Annotated in this window: 15 protein-coding genes; 8 read left to right on the forward strand and 7 right to left on the reverse strand. The window is 70.0% G+C overall.

The features are described from left to right. Positions 1-48: 48 nt before the first annotated feature. A complete protein-coding gene (locus ACQPY0_RS16400) occupies positions 49-990 on the forward strand; it encodes an ArsR/SmtB family transcription factor (RefSeq protein WP_432989605.1) in 942 nt (313 codons plus the stop codon). 119 nt (positions 991-1109) lie between these two features. Continuing rightward, entirely contained in the window at positions 1110-1583 is a 474-nt protein-coding gene (locus tag ACQPY0_RS16405; RefSeq protein WP_432989607.1) for a hypothetical protein, read from the forward strand. Between the two features lie 136 nt (positions 1584-1719). Here the strand turns inward: ACQPY0_RS16405 and ACQPY0_RS16410 are convergent, their stop codons facing one another. The 7 genes from ACQPY0_RS16410 to ACQPY0_RS16440 all read right to left on the reverse strand — a co-directional run bounded on the left by ACQPY0_RS16410 (position 1720) and on the right by ACQPY0_RS16440 (position 7378). After that, complete coding sequence (locus ACQPY0_RS16410; RefSeq protein ID WP_432989609.1) at positions 1720-2661, reverse strand: hypothetical protein; 942 nt, start codon at positions 2659-2661, stop codon at positions 1720-1722. 81 nt (positions 2662-2742) lie between these two features. Continuing rightward, the gene (locus tag ACQPY0_RS16415; RefSeq protein WP_432989611.1) at positions 2743-3207 is read right to left on the reverse strand and encodes a hypothetical protein; all 465 of its coding nucleotides are present in this window, start codon (positions 3205-3207) and stop codon (positions 2743-2745) included. Positions 3208-3351: 144 nt separating this feature from the next. Then, a complete protein-coding gene (locus ACQPY0_RS16420) occupies positions 3352-4506 on the reverse strand; it encodes an ATP-binding protein (protein ID WP_432989613.1) in 1155 nt (384 codons plus the stop codon). After that, positions 4503-5171: a response regulator gene (locus ACQPY0_RS16425; protein WP_432989615.1), complete on the reverse strand. Its 669-nt coding sequence runs from the start codon at positions 5169-5171 to the stop codon at positions 4503-4505. The genes ACQPY0_RS16420 and ACQPY0_RS16425 overlap by 4 nt, the downstream gene beginning before the upstream one ends. Beyond that, the gene (gene hypB, locus ACQPY0_RS16430; protein ID WP_432989617.1) at positions 5158-5937 is read right to left on the reverse strand and encodes a hydrogenase nickel incorporation protein HypB; all 780 of its coding nucleotides are present in this window, start codon (positions 5935-5937) and stop codon (positions 5158-5160) included. The genes ACQPY0_RS16425 and hypB overlap by 14 nt, the downstream gene beginning before the upstream one ends. 1 nt (position 5938) lies before the next feature. Next, complete coding sequence (locus tag ACQPY0_RS16435) at positions 5939-6280, reverse strand: hydrogenase maturation nickel metallochaperone HypA (protein WP_432989619.1); 342 nt, start codon at positions 6278-6280, stop codon at positions 5939-5941. A gap of 48 nt (positions 6281-6328) precedes the next feature. Continuing rightward, positions 6329-7378, reverse strand: coding sequence for an AraC family transcriptional regulator (locus tag ACQPY0_RS16440; RefSeq protein WP_432989621.1), 1050 nt, complete (start codon positions 7376-7378; stop codon positions 6329-6331). Between the two features lie 315 nt (positions 7379-7693). On the opposite strand from ACQPY0_RS16440, the gene ACQPY0_RS16445 reads away from it, so the two are divergent. Genes ACQPY0_RS16445 through ACQPY0_RS16470 form a run of 6 tightly spaced genes read left to right on the forward strand, consistent with a single transcriptional unit; the run spans position 7694 to position 13819 of the window. Then, entirely contained in the window at positions 7694-8266 is a 573-nt protein-coding gene (locus ACQPY0_RS16445) for a DUF1641 domain-containing protein (RefSeq protein WP_432989623.1), read from the forward strand. Positions 8267-8281: 15 nt separating this feature from the next. Further along, complete coding sequence (locus ACQPY0_RS16450; RefSeq protein WP_432989625.1) at positions 8282-9253, forward strand: hypothetical protein; 972 nt, start codon at positions 8282-8284, stop codon at positions 9251-9253. A 46-nt stretch (positions 9254-9299) separates the two neighbouring features. Further along, positions 9300-10904 (forward strand): nickel-dependent hydrogenase large subunit, encoded by a 1605-nt coding sequence (locus ACQPY0_RS16455; protein ID WP_432989626.1) that lies wholly within the window; start codon positions 9300-9302, stop codon positions 10902-10904. A gap of 12 nt (positions 10905-10916) precedes the next feature. Next, positions 10917-11738 carry a hydrogenase maturation protease gene (locus ACQPY0_RS16460; protein ID WP_432989628.1) on the forward strand — a complete coding sequence of 274 codons (822 nt, stop codon included), beginning with the start codon at positions 10917-10919 and terminating at the stop codon, positions 11736-11738. After that, complete coding sequence (locus ACQPY0_RS16465) at positions 11731-12948, forward strand: hypothetical protein (RefSeq protein WP_432989630.1); 1218 nt, start codon at positions 11731-11733, stop codon at positions 12946-12948. The genes ACQPY0_RS16460 and ACQPY0_RS16465 overlap by 8 nt, the downstream gene beginning before the upstream one ends. Beyond that, positions 12941-13819 (forward strand): NifU family protein, encoded by an 879-nt coding sequence (locus ACQPY0_RS16470; protein WP_432989632.1) that lies wholly within the window; start codon positions 12941-12943, stop codon positions 13817-13819. The genes ACQPY0_RS16465 and ACQPY0_RS16470 overlap by 8 nt, the downstream gene beginning before the upstream one ends. The last annotated feature ends 58 nt before the right edge of the window (positions 13820-13877 follow it).

The raw sequence follows: 13877 nt of genomic DNA on the forward strand, positions 1-13877 counted from the left end.
GGGAACGTTGTGCTGCGTATTCATTTCACCAGCGAGGACCTGCGGCGGGTGACCGTCGCCGACGGAGTCGATCCGCTGTGGGAGACGCTCCTCAGCCTGCACCTGCTGCAGGAGCGCGGTGCCTCAGTGCTGTTCGGTGGGTGGCTCCGGCGGGTGCGCTCCGCCAGGCCCGATTCGGTGCGGTTGCTGGCGCAGTTGGCCCGGCCCTGGGGGTATTCGCCCGATTTCCTCACCCCTGGGCGGGGCAACGCCGAATTCGAGGTTCTGGCCGACCGATTGCTGTCCACCCCGCGCCAGCAATTGAGGGCGGACATCGAGACCCTGGCCGGGGGGAGTCCGATCAGCGCCTGGGCCGGGGCCGTCGGCAGGGGCGAGGTTTCCGCGCTGCGGCGTCTCGAAGCCGCGCTCGCGGCCTACCACCGGCTGGCCTTGGCGCCGCACCGGGACGCCTTTCGCGCGCAGGCCGAGGCGGATCGGGCCCGCCGGGCGCACGCGCTGCTGGCCGGTGGGGTCGACCGGCTCCTGGCAAGCCTTCACCCCCGAGTGAGTTGGCAGCCGCCGGTGTTGCTGATACCGGTGTACGCGCAGCAGGACGTGTATCTGAGGGGGCGGGGAATCGTACTGGTTCCCTCCTTCTTCTGCCGGATACAGCCGATCACGCTGCTGGACGCCGACCGGCCGCCCGTCCTGGTGTACCCGCTCGCTCCGCGGTTGGGTCTGTTCCGCGACGCCTCCGTTGGGCGGGACGGGGCGTTGCCGGTCGTCGCGCTGCTCGGCAGCACCCGCGCGGCGGTCCTGGAGGCGGCGGCGGGCGGCGGCAGTACCAGGGATCTGGCTCGGCGGGTGGGGGTCGCGGACCCGGTGGTGAGTCGCCACTCCGCCGTCCTGCGTGCTGCCGGGCTGGTGGAGACCCGGCGGCGCGGCGGCTCGGTATGGCACCGGGCCACCGGGCTCGGCATCGCTCTGCTCAACGGAGAACTCCCGGTCTGACCTGCGTTGAACTGTGCTATTGCGCGCTGCGGCAAAGGGTGGAACCAGCTTCCTTGATCGGCCACAGTGGACGCATCGAGCGCGATCGACCAGGCTGGCGTACAGGAAAGGGAGCGGGAATGAGACGGATACGAGCGGCAGCACTGGCGGTAGCCGCCGCGGGGATCGCGGTTCTGGGCTTTGGATCGCCCGCCGCGGCGGCCGACGGCAAGCAGCTGGCGACCGACGCGGTGGGGCCGGGAGCGGGTCAGGACTGGCACTGCACGTATGGCAGCGCCAACGCCGTCGGGTGCTTCGCGCCGTACGGCGAGTGGTTCCGGATCGCCGACTCGTGGGCCGACGGCTACCCGGTCGTCATCGAGTGGCGATTCTTCGACGACGAGGTGAGTCCGGTCGGCGCCATCGTCCGCGAGGGCACGATCTGGAACACCGCCGGCCAGGCCGCCGGCTGGCGCTACGTGAACAAGTCGTTCCCGGAGAACCAGCCGGGAATCACACTCAAGCAGGTCACCTTCCGGGCCTGCTCGGGCAACTACCCGGCGAATGCGATCTACGACGCCACGTGCTCCGAGTGGATCACGGTCGGCACCTGATCAGTACGGCAGCCGCCATTCGAGATGCCGCTGGTCGGACCGGGTGGAAAGCGCGGCCACCGCGTGATCGTCAGATCTTGCGGTGGCCGCTGACTCTCTTCCACAACCCTGGATGCGCCACGGCGGCGATGCGGGACTATCCAGCCCGAGGCTCGCCGAGGATTCGGGCGGCGTGTCCGGCTCGTCTTCGCAGGAGGTCCGATACCTGGTGCACGGTGTCGGAGCGGGTGTCAATGATTTGGTTCTCCTGCTCCGTAATCAGGTACTTCAGCACCCCGGACATGTTGGTCGCCTCTCGACATGCCCGATCAGCGAGGGCCGTGTCCAACTCGTCGCGGGACGGTGACGCTGAATTCTCGCTCTGGTCACCGTTCCACCGGGGGTCACTCTGCGCCTCGTCAGGGGTGGCGTATCGATAGCCGCGCCGGTTCATGCACTCGCGCCACTGGTCGGTGACGGCGTGGAACCTCTTGTCGGCGCGGGCGCGGTCCGCAGCCTGCTGTTCGAGCCATTGGATGCCCTGCTCGGCCGGCACTGCCGGGTCGATTCCGGCGATCGTCGGCGGATCCTGGCTGCCGTTCACGGCCCGCTGGCTTTCTCCGTCGCAGCCTCCGGCGGGAACCGGTCGGCCGGCGTGGGTGGCGACCTCGCCGATGAACACGGCAAGCGCCTCGTTCGAGAAGGCGATCGGTCTGCTTCCCCGCCGCGCGGCCGCGGACATCTCCTCGGCGAATCCCGGTGGCCCTTGGTAGCCGTATCTTGCCACGTCGTAGACGCCGAGCCAGTTGAGTTGGGTAGCGTGTACGGGATAGGTCGCCATCCGCGTCTCGGGAAGGGGCACCTGGAGGCCAAAGGCGTCCAGGCAGTTTCCCAGGGTCCGCAGCACCGCCCGCTGCACCTGGTGGTTCTCGCCCGGTGACAACTCATATGCGTCCAGTGGCAGGCTCAGGTCGACGGCGGTACCCGCCTGCGAAACAACGGGAATGGGCGGCAACTGGGCACGTTCGTCGGTCGAGCAGCCTGTCACGGTCGCCGCGACCAGCACCAACGCGCAGGTCGCCCAGTTCACCTTCCACATGGTTCCTCACCTTCGCGTCGCTGTGGTGGCGCCGGGCCGCCGACTTCTGTCGACGGCCCGAACGCTGCGAGGGACGGTTGCCTACCGCCAGGCGACTGCCGCTCCATACGTGAACGGACCAAAGGAGCCATTGCGGGAGTACTTCGCCTGGACCAGGGACGACTGGGTGTCCCGCACGCCGGCGGTGTAGTCCCAGGAATAGCCGCCGACGCCGTCACGGTTACCGCACTGGTAAAGGCTGTTGTTCGACGTGTACCTCCAGATGAGGGCGACCTGGCCGCTCTCCTGCGGGTTGTAGACCTTGGCCCAGGCGAACCAGCGGCCTCCGTATGTCCCCTCGTTGACCCGGATGTACGCCGACGTGCCAAAGACGCTGGTCTGGGTGTTGGGCACCGCCTTGATGCTCGACGCGTTCGCCGGGTTCTGCAGCCAGTTGCCGCACCACGTCGGAGAGTCCGCAGCCGACGCCGGTGCGGCTGCCATGACCACCGCCGCGCCCGAGACGGCGGCGGTTGCCAGCAAGGTGGTGAGAGCCTTTCGGAGCATGGTTGACCCCTTATCGGTCTGGTGAAGACTCGGCGCCGGACTGGCTGCCTGAACCCAGGGTTCAACAATCGGCACCTCAGATCGAGCCTTTGCGCCTCGATGCAAAGGCGTAGCCGACGCTGCCGGCAAAACGCGGCTGAGCGGTCAGGACGCGTCGGGCACCCGTACCTCGATCGTGGTCCCCTGGCCGGGCTGGGAGCGCAGGTGCAGCGTGCCACCGATCAGGTGAACCCGCTCGGCCATGCCGCGCAGGCCGTGCGGGACGCCGGCACCCGGTGCCTGCGGCGCCCGCTGCTGCGTGGGTTCGAAGCCGCGGCCGTCGTCGCTCACGATCAGCGCGACCATGCGGCCGCGTCGCACCAGCCGGATGACGGCGTTGTCGGCCGCGGCATGCTTGACGATGTTGTGGACCGCCTCCTGCGCCACCCGGAACAGCGAGGTGCGGACATGGTCCGGCAGGGACAGATCCTGCGCGTCCACCCGGATCGGCAGATTGGGCACGGAGCGGGCCAGGCTGACCAGGCCGGCGGCGAGACCGAGGTCGTCGAGCACCGGGCTGCGCAGCCCGGTGATGGCGCTGTGGGTCTCGCCGAAGGCGAGGTCGGCCAGGGACCGGGCCGCGTCGACCTGGGTCACGACGTCGGCGATGTCCCCGTCCCGCAGGGCGGACTTCGCGGCCGAGAGGTGGAAGCTGAGGCTGGCGATCGCCTGCGTCACACCGTCGTGGAGGTCGCCGGCGATCCGGCGGCGTTCCGCCTCCTGCATCGCCACCGTGGTCGCCACCGCGTTGTTCCACCGGTCGCGGTAGCCGCCGGCGAGCGCGGCCACGGCTGACAGGTGCATGCGCAGCCCGACCAGGTCGGCCACCGCCTGCGCGGTGTCGACGTCGGCGTTGCTGAACGTGTGCCGCCGGCGGCTGAACACCGCCAGGACGGCTGCGCTTCCCGCGTCGGGCACCCGCGCCGGTACGCACAGCCGGGACACCGGTTCGCCCGCGGCCAGGCCGAGCAGTTCCCGGTGGCGCGCATTGCGGGGGTGGTCGTCGACCAGGACGACCGGGATCCCGTCGACTGCCACCCGGCCGGTTACGCCGAAGCCGCGCGGCAGACGCAGCTCGGGCCCTTCCGGTGCCGGGTGGCCGGCCGTGAGTACCAGTTCCCCCTCGCCGGTCACCCGGAACACCAGGCACCCGTCGGCGGCCAGCGCGTCGGTGAGGCTGCGGGCGACCCGGTCGAGCACAATGGCGAGCGACGGCTCGCGAGTCACCCACCGACGGACGTCGTCGATGAGATCCGTCAATGGAAGAGTCCTTCCCGCAGCGCGACCGCGACGGCCGAACCGCGGTCGTTGACCTCGAGTTTGCGATACAGGCCGCGCAGGTGCGTCTTCACGGTGTCGTCGCTGACCACCAGACGCGCCGCGATCGCCTTGTTCGACAAGCCACCCACGAGCAGCGCCAGGACCTCGCTTTCGCGCTGGGTGAGACCGAGCCGGGCGCCGGGCCAGAACTCGCCCTGCCGCAGGTGCGCGGCGGTGGCCGCGACCCGCCCGGCCAGGCCGGGATCGATGACGACATCGCCCAGTTGCACGCTCTCCAGGTGCCGCACCAGCTCGTGGCCGTCGACGCGTTTGAGCAGATACCCGGACGCGCCGGCCCGTAGCGCCTGGTAGAGGTATTGCTCGTCGTCGTACACGGTCAGGAAGACAACCTTCGTCTTCGGCTCCGCGGCGCGCACGGCCTGGCACACGTCCAAGCCGCTGCCGTGGCGCAGGCGCACATCGCAGAGCACGATGTCCGGCTGGTCCTCGCGGACGGCTTCGACCGCGGCCGCCTCGTCGCTCACCGAACCGATCACCGTGACCGCGTCCGGAAACCGCGACAGCATCGCGCGCAGGCCTTGCAGGACCATCTCGTGGTCGTCGACCAGCAGCACCCGGATCGCGGTCCGGTCAGCCGGGTGCACCGGACACCACTGTGGACGGTGTGTGGCGCGCACGCAGCCAGGCGCACCACTCGTCGATGCCGGCACCGGTGCGGGCGCTCACCTCGAGCACGGTGGCCGCCGGGTTCACCGCGCGGAGGTTGGCCCGGAAGAGCTCCACGTCGAAGTCCAGATAGGGCAGCAGGTCGATCTTGTTCACGATGACGAGGTCGGCCGCGCGGAACATGACGGGATACTTGAGCGGCTTCTCCTCGCCCTCGGTGACGGCGTAGATCATGGCCCGGACGGACTCGCCGACGTCGAACTCGGCCGGGCAGACGAGGTTTCCCACGTTCTCGATGACGATGAGGTCGAGCTCGGCGAGAGGGAGCCGGGGCAGCGCCGAGCGGACCATCGGCGCGTCGAGGTGGCATTCGCCGCCGAAGCCGGCACCGGTGTTCACCAGTGTGATGGCGGCGCCGAACCCGGCGAGCCGGTCGGCGTCGAGGCTCGTCTCGATGTCCCCTTCGATGACGCCGACCCGCAGTTGCCCGGCCAGGCGGCGCAGGGTGTGGGCCAGGAGCGTGGTCTTGCCGGCGCCGGCCGAGGACATCAGGTTGACCACGTGGAGCCCGTGCGCGGCGAAGACGGCCCGGTTCTCGGCCGCGCACCGGTCGTTCTCGTCGAAGATGCGCTCCAGCACCTCGACCCGCTCGACGCCGGTGGCGTATCCGGAGTGGTCGTGGCCCGCGTGGTCGTCGTGGTGCTCGTGTTCGGTGCCGTCGTCATGACGGTGAAAGCGGCCCATGTCAAGCTCCCGTGAGGTCGAGTGAGGTGATCAGGAACTCTTCGCCGGTGACCACCTCGAGGTCGGTGCCGGCGCACGACGGGCAGGCGAAGACCGGGGCCGCGTCCAACTCCCGCCGGTCACCGCAGGCACGGCAGGCGAGCCGGGCCGGCACGTGCTCGACGTCGATGCGCGAGCCGGCGAGCGCGGTATCGGCGGTGAACAGCGACCAGCAGTACACGAGCGTGTCCGGAACGATCTGGCGCAACTGCCCGATTCTCAGGTGGATGGTCTGCACGGGCCGGCCCTCGGCGTGGCGCGTGACGATGTCGGCGATGGCTCCGCAGAGCGACAACTCGTGCATCGGCGACTCCCGGATGGATTGAGTGCGGAACAGTACCTCGACGCCTGCCTACCTGCGCAACGTTTCCGACGGGGACTCGCCCCACCGCTTGCGGTACAACACCGCGAAGCTGCCGAGGTGGTTGAAGCCCCAGTGCTGGGCCACGTCGGTCACCGTGATCCCGGCCGCCGGGTCGGCGTCGATGAGCTCCTGGTGGGCCCGTTCCAACCGCCGGTCGCGCAGGTAGGCCATGGGCGTGCAGCCGAGCTCGTCGCGGAATCCTTGCTGGATCGAGCGGATGCTGCCGCCCGTGTGTTCGGCGAGATCGGACATGGTGATCGGCTCGGACAGGTGCGCCTCGATGTAGTCGAGGGCGTTGCGAACGGCGCGCCGGCCGGGGCGGGTCGGCGCGACGGCGAGCAGCGAGTGGTAGTTCGAGGGCTGGACCAGCAGCAGGCTGCTCATGATGAACTCCTCGAGCGATCCGATTCCTTGCCCCTTGTGGGCCAGTGAGCCTTCGTAGAAGACCTCCGTGTGCAGCAGTTGAATGGCCCCGTTCCACCGCATCGCCGGGGCGGTGGTGAGGTCGAAGGTGGGCTCGAAGCCGACCGGGTGCGACAGCACGCGGCCGATGAGGCGCATGAGATGCCGATCGAGCGCGTCCTGCCGGATGTGCACGATGAGCTGTGGCGAGTCGTGGTCGAGCCGCACCTGCATGCGGTCCTGCGGGTTCGTCACGAGGGCCATGACGGTGTTGGCCTCGATGCCGTGGCCGTTGATCGTGCCGACCGCGCGACCGTTGGTCGGCATGTGGACGGCATAGTATGGCCCGCACTGTTCGATGTCGAGCGTCGCCGCCACGTGCAGGTCGAGGTAGAGCAGGCTGATGTCGCGCAGCCGGACGCCGTGCAGGTGGGCCGCGAAGCCGCGGGCGCCGACCTCGCCGAGCGTCAGCCGGGTGGGTGCCAGCGTCTTGCCGATCAGGTGCTCGGCCTCGCCGGTGTCCTCGGTGTAGAACACCTCGTGCCCGCTCAGCGCCGGTGGTACCCCGCGCGAGCGGATCCGCCGGCGGACCGGCTCAAGCGTCCGCCGGGTGTCGATGAAGGCGAGCCTCGACAACCGGGACAACCGAATCCCCACTCTCCGTGGCTGGCTGAGGTTTCGCAATCATGACAGTTGTGTTCCGGATCGGGTACCCCGGGCATGGCCCGTTTTGCGCATTATGCCGACTATGCTGGCTGCGGTGGCACGCGAAAGCTGCGCTTCTCGGATAGCCGCTGGGGCACCAACCGCGAAAGTTGCGCGAACTTGATAGGAGCTGCGCTTTCGCGATAGGCACCCGTCAGGCCGTACGCCTAGAGTCCGGTGCCTCGGCGTAACGCAGCGGAAACGCGCCGGATGCATGACAACAATCCGGACAGCTCGGAGGTACCCGTGGTTTCTGCCCTGGACACCGATCCCGCTGCCGGCGTAGCGCCGGAGCCCCTCAACGACCTGCTCGCCCGGCTGGCCGAGCCGAGGACGGTCGAGTCGCTCAACCGGCTGCTCGACCACCTCGACCTGCTGGCGCTGCTGGTGGTGGGGCTGGACGGGCTGCTGCAGCGGGGCGACACGATCGCCGAATCGATCGGCGAGGCGGTCCGGGAACTGCGCCCGGCCGGCTCGTCCGTCGACGTCGGAGCACTGCTCGACCTCGGGCAGCAGTGTGTGGCAGCCGCCCCGGCCGTGCTCACCATGTTGCCGGTGCTGGAGAACGTCGCGGACTCCGAGCTGAGCGACCCGCGCCTGATCGAGCTGGCCTCGACCGTCTCCCGCGCCGCAGTACGCGGTGCGGCCGAAGCGAAGCGTGAGCCGGCCCGCAAGGCCGGACTGCGCACGCTGTTGCGGGCCTCCCGGGACGAGGACGTCGCGCGGGCGCTCACCTTCGCCGTGTCCATCGCGAAAGCCCTCGGCCAGGAGCTCGCCGCCGACCGCAAGGCCGGCACCACCCAGTCCTCGCACGCCTGACCCGGAAGGAACGCGATGTCGTCAGTGCTGTGGTTCCAAGGCGGCGCATGTAGCGGGAACACCATGTCGTTCCTCAACGCCGAAGAGCCCAATGTCGTCGACCTCATCACCGATTTCGGCCTCGACCTGCTCTGGCATCCGTCCCTCGGCCTTGAACTGGGCAACAACGCTCAGCAGCTGTTCCGCGACTGCGCGGACGGCACCCGGGCGCTGGACATCTTCGTGTTCGAAGGCACCGTCATGAACGGGCCGGACGGCTCGGGCCGCTACGACGTGTTCGCCGGCCGGCCGATGAAGGACTGGGTCACCGACCTGGCGGCGCAGGCGAGCGTGGTCGTGGCCATCGGCGACTGCGCCGCGTGGGGCGGCATCCCGGCGATGGCCCCCAACCCCACCGACTCGACCGGCCTGCAGTTCCACAAGCGGGAGAAGGGCGGCTTTCTCGGGCCGTCCTTCCGCTCGAAGTCGGGGCTGCCGGTCATCAACGTCCCGGGCTGCCCGGCTCACCCGGACTGGATCACGCAGATCATCGTGGCGCTGGCCACCGGCCGGGCCGGTGACATCGCCCTGGACGAGCTGCACCGGCCGCAGACCTTCTTCAAGACGTTCACGCAGACCGGTTGCACCCGGGTGCAGTTCTTCGAGTACAAGCAGTCCACCACGGCATTCGGCGAGGGCACCCGCACCGGCTGCCTGTTCTACGAGTTCGGCTGCCGCGGGCCGATGACGCACTCGCCGTGCAACCGCATCCTGTGGAACCGCCAGTCGTCCAAGACCCGGGCCGGCATGCCGTGCACGGGCTGCACGGAGCCCGAGTACCCGTTCTTCGACCTCGCCCCCGGCACGGTGTTCAAGACGCAGAAGGTCAGCGGCGTCATCCCGCGCGAGGTGCCCGAGGGCAGTGACCACCTCACGTACATGGCCCACGCCACCGCGGCCCGGATCGCGGCGCCGCAGTGGTCGAAGGAGGACATGTTCGTCGTCTGACGAGGGCCTCGCGCCCCGTCCCATCAGCCACTGGAGGAGGAGATCCATGACGGCAGTTGACCTGTTCGTCAGCCCGCTCGGCAGGGTCGAAGGTGACCTCGACGTGCGTGTCACCATCGAGGACGGCGTGGTCACGTCGGCGTGGACCGAGGCGGCGATGTTCCGCGGCTTCGAGATCATCCTGCAGGGAAAGGACCCGCAGGCCGGCCTGATCGTGACCCCGCGCATCTGCGGCATCTGCGGCGGAAGCCACCTGTACAAGTCGGCCTACGCGCTGGACACCGCGTGGCGAACCCACCTGCCGCCCAACGCGACCCTGATCCGCAACATCGCCCAGGCGTGCGAGACGCTGCAGAGCATTCCGCGATACTTCTACGCCCTGTTCGCCATCGACCTGACGAACAAGAACTACGCCCGGTCGCCGCTGTACGACGAGGCCGTACGCCGGTTCGCTCCGTACGTGGGTGCCAGCTACGGCCCGGGCGTGGTGCTCTCGGCCAAGCCGGTGGAGGTGTACGCCATCTTCGGCGGCCAGTGGCCCCATTCGAGCTTCATGGTGCCGGGCGGGGTGATGTGCGCGCCGACGCTGTCGGACATCACCCGCTCCATCGCCATCCTCGAACACTGGAAGGTCAACTGGCTGGAGAAGCACTGGCTGGGCTGTTCGGTCGAGCGCTGGCTCGCCAACCGGACCTGGGAGGACGTGCTCGCCTGGGTGGACGAGAACGAGGCCCAGCACAACAGCGACTGCGGCTTCTTCATCCGGTTCTGCCTCGACGTGGGGCTGGACAAGTACGGCGCCGGAGTCGGCAACTTCCTCGCCACCGGGACGTACTTCCTGCCCGACCTCTACGAGAACCCGACCATCGAAGGGCGCAACGCCGCGCTGATCAGCCGTTCCGGGATCTACGCGGGCGGCCGGTTCAGCGAGTTCGACCAGGCCCGGGTCCGGGAGGACGTCACCCACTCCTTCTACGAGGGCACCGAGGCGCGTCACCCGTTCGACGGTGAGACCAAGCCACTGGACCCGGCGCAGGCCCGGGCGCAGGGCAAGTACAGCTTCGCCAAGTCGCCGCGTTACGACGTGCCCGGCCTCGGCTACGTGCCGCTGGAGGCCGGACCGCTGGCCCGCCGCATCGTCGCCGGCGCGCCGGGGGCCGCGGCGCACCAGGACGACGACCCGCTGTTCATGGACATCATGGCCAAGAAGGGGCCGTCGGTGTTCGTCCGGCAGCTCGCCCGCATGCACGAGGCACCCAAGTACTACCAGTGGGTGCGGAAGTGGCTGGACCAGATCGACCTGCACGACTCCTTCTACACCAAGCCGACCGAGTACGCCGAGGGCAAGGGATTCGGCTCGACCGAGGCGGCCCGGGGATCGCTGTCGGACTGGATCGTCATCGAGGACGGGAAGATCGCGAACTACCAGGTGATCACGCCGACCGCGTGGAACATCGGCCCGCGCGACGCGCAGGAGATGCTCGGCCCGATCGAGCAGGCGCTGGTCGGATCGCCCGTCGTGGACCAGGACGACCCGGTCGAGCTCGGCCACGTGGCCCGCTCGTTCGACTCCTGCCTCGTCTGCACGGTGCACGCCTACGACGGCAAGGGCCGTGAGCTGAGCAAGTTCGTCATCAACGGGTCCGTCTGAGGGGCAGTGAGCATGGCCGAACCGGTGGCGTACGTCGACCAGATGGCGAGTTGGTCGACGCACGCCCTGCTCGTGGTCGGCTGCGGCAACCTGCTGCGGGCCGACGACGGAGTCGGGCCGATCCTGATCCGCCACCTGTGGGAGGGCGGCGTTCCGGACGGCGTACGGCTGGTCGACGGAGGGACCGCCGGCATGGACGTGGCCTTCCAGATGCGCGGCGCGCAGCGGGTGATCCTGGTCGATGCCTGCACCAGCGGCGGCGAACCCGGAACCGTGTACCGGATTCCCGGGCCCGCGGTCGAGGAACTGCCGCCGCTGTCCGGGCTGCACACCCACTCGTTCCGGTGGGACCATGCTCTCGCGTTCGCCCGCTGGCTGCTCGGCGAGGCGTACCCGCGCGACGTGACGGTCTATCTCATCGAAGCGGCCGACTTCACGCCTGGTGGGGAGCTCGGCCCCGCCGTCCGCGCGGCGATGCGGAGGGTGCTGGGCATGATCCGGGACGAGCCGGCGTTCGCCGCCGACGAGCTGGTCGTCGAGTTCACCGACGACGGATACCTGCGCCTCGACGCCGGGTCGGCCGCGCGGCACTTTCCCGCCGATGCCGCCGTCGTGCTGGACAAGGACGATGAGGTGTGGCTGGTGCCGCTGCGGGCCACGGACAACGGCGGTCTGCTGCTCAAGCGGCGCAACCCGGCCGGCGACCGCAGCGTGCTGGTCCGGGAGGCACTACGCGACGACGTACCCGTCGGATCCCGGCCGGCGCGCTGGGACAGCGGCCAGGGCGTCCTGCGCATCCGCCGGAGCGTGACCAGTGAGGACCGTCATGGCTGAGCCCCGCCGCCCACTGCCGTTCGGTGCGTTCCCACTGCCGTTCGGGTTCCTTTTGCTGCCGCCGGAGCGCGAGTTGGAGCCGATCCGGGAAGGACTGCTGGCCGGTCGCCTGCCCGCGGCCTGGCCACCGGCCCTGCGCCCGCACGAGCTCGCCCTGGCCGGCGACGACGCGGCAGCCCTGCGGGAACTGGCCGGCGACGACGCCGTCAGCCGGTTCAACCGGTTCGTACTCGACCCCGATTCGGCCGATCCCAGCGAACTGCGGGCGGCACTGGGCGCCGAGCTGGCCCCGCTCGTCGACGTGGTCGCGTTCGCGACCGGGCGCAGCGACGCCGTGCCGGACGCGAGCGGCCTCACCGGCGAACTGGCCGCCATGGCGCTCGCCGCCCAGGCGGTGGCGGCGCTCGCCGCGGACGACAGCGCCGGTGCGGTGTCCCGGTTAAACCGGGCGATCGAAGCGGCCGCGCCGGTGTCCTCCGCGCTGGCCGGCGTGCTGCACGGGGCGATCGCGCAGGCACACAAGCACGCCGGCGCGCCGGCGGCGGCGATCGAACACCTCACCGCCGGGATCGGCCTGCTGAGCGGCACCGACCTTGCCCTCGGCTGCGCCGAGCAGCACGTCGAGCTGGCTGCGACCTACCAGGAGCTGGCCGCGGACCGGCCGGAGCTGGTGACCCGCGCGGTGCACCACTATCACTGCGCGCTGCAGCTCGTCACGCGGGAACAGGCTCCCGAGCTGTACGCGGCCGCGCACGCCAACCTGGGCACCGCGTACCTCACCATGCCGATGGTGGAGGCGTCGGACCAGTTGCGGCTCGGCGTGGCGATCGGCTCACTGCGCGCCGCGTTGACCGTGTACGAGCGGCACACCCATCCCCGGCAGTGGTCGAGCGTGCAGCTGAACCTGGCCAACGCGCTGGTGTACGCGCCCTCCACGCACCGCGGCGACAACCTGGTCGAGGCGGTCGAGCTGTACGAGGCCGTTCTCGCCGTCCGGGACCGCGACCGGGACCCGCTCGGGCACGCGCGGGTGCTGGCCAACCAGGGCAACGCGCTGGCGCACCTGGGCATGTTCGAGCACGCCCGCGGAAAGCTGGTGGAGGCCCGGTTCATCTTCGAGGAGTTCCACGAGTACGACGCGGTCACCACGGTGCGCGGGCTGCTCGACGAGATGGCCCGGACCGCGACGAAAGCGAACGCCGATGCCTGAGCTCACCTTCGAAGAACTGGCGAAGGCGGTCGACGACGCCGCGGCGGCGGTGGCGCAGCTGCACGGCGCCCCGCGCAAGGCCGCGGACGACCTGCGCACCGCGATCGAGGCCGCGCACCGGGCGGCGCTGGTCACCATCGTGCGGCGCCTGCGAACCGACGAGACGGGCCGGGCGCTGCTCTTCGAACTGGTCGACGACCCGATGGTGCACCTGCTGTTCTCCCTGCACGGCATCATCCGGCCGGATCCGGTGACCGCCGCCCGGTCCGCGCTCGAGGAGATCCGGCCCGGCCTGCGTGGGCACGGCGGCGACGTCGAGCTGGTGCGGATCGCGGAGGGCACCGCGTACGTCGCGTTCTCCGGGGCCTGCAACGGCTGTTCGATGGCGTCCGTCACCATGCGCGACAGCGTCGAGCAGGCGCTGCTGCGAGCAGTACCCTCCATCAGCTCGGTCGAGGTGGTGCCGAGCGAGCCCGGCCCGGCCGTCATTCCCCTGTCGGCCGTACGGCGGCGCGAGGACACGCCGGAGGAGCTGGCCAGTCACGGCTGGGTTCACGCGCTGCCCGCGGCGCAGGTGCCGGACGGGCAGGTGACCGCGCTGAAGCTCACCCGGCCCGACGGTCAGCCGGCACCGGTCATCGTGGTCCGGATCGGCGACGGCCTGGCCGCCTTCGACGACCGGTGCGCTCACCAGAGCCTGCCGCTCGGCGCGGCCCTGGTCGACGCCGAGGCGGGCACGTTGACCTGCCCGTGGCACGGGTTCTGCTACGACGCGCGCACCGGTGAGTGCCTGAGCGCGCCCGGTGCCACGCTGGAACAGCGACCGCTGCGGATGATCGGCGGCGACGTCTGGGTCCAGGTGGTCCCGTGAGCGGTCCGGAGCGAAGCGGAGGGGCCGCTCACCATGGGGTTCAGTTTCCTCGCGCCGG

The organism is Dactylosporangium sp. CA-233914, from assembly GCF_050942935.1.
Classification (GTDB): domain Bacteria; phylum Actinomycetota; class Actinomycetes; order Mycobacteriales; family Micromonosporaceae; genus Dactylosporangium.

Excerpts from the sequence above, each read along its gene's own strand:
- ACQPY0_RS16405 (WP_432989607.1), top strand. The coding sequence starts at position 1,110 with ATGAGACGGATACGAGCGGCAGCACTGGCGGTAGCCGCCGCGGGGATC.
- ACQPY0_RS16410 (WP_432989609.1), bottom strand. The coding sequence starts at position 2,661 with ATGTGGAAGGTGAACTGGGCGACCTGCGCGTTGGTGCTGGTCGCGGCG.
- ACQPY0_RS16415 (WP_432989611.1), bottom strand. The coding sequence starts at position 3,207 with ATGCTCCGAAAGGCTCTCACCACCTTGCTGGCAACCGCCGCCGTCTCG.
- hypB (WP_432989617.1), bottom strand. The coding sequence starts at position 5,937 with ATGGGCCGCTTTCACCGTCATGACGACGGCACCGAACACGAGCACCAC.
- ACQPY0_RS16435 (WP_432989619.1), bottom strand. The coding sequence starts at position 6,280 with ATGCACGAGTTGTCGCTCTGCGGAGCCATCGCCGACATCGTCACGCGC.
- ACQPY0_RS16450 (WP_432989625.1), top strand. The coding sequence starts at position 8,282 with ATGTCGTCAGTGCTGTGGTTCCAAGGCGGCGCATGTAGCGGGAACACC.
- ACQPY0_RS16455 (WP_432989626.1), top strand. The coding sequence starts at position 9,300 with ATGACGGCAGTTGACCTGTTCGTCAGCCCGCTCGGCAGGGTCGAAGGT.
- ACQPY0_RS16460 (WP_432989628.1), top strand. The coding sequence starts at position 10,917 with ATGGCCGAACCGGTGGCGTACGTCGACCAGATGGCGAGTTGGTCGACG.
- ACQPY0_RS16465 (WP_432989630.1), top strand. The coding sequence starts at position 11,731 with ATGGCTGAGCCCCGCCGCCCACTGCCGTTCGGTGCGTTCCCACTGCCG.
- ACQPY0_RS16470 (WP_432989632.1), top strand. The coding sequence starts at position 12,941 with ATGCCTGAGCTCACCTTCGAAGAACTGGCGAAGGCGGTCGACGACGCC.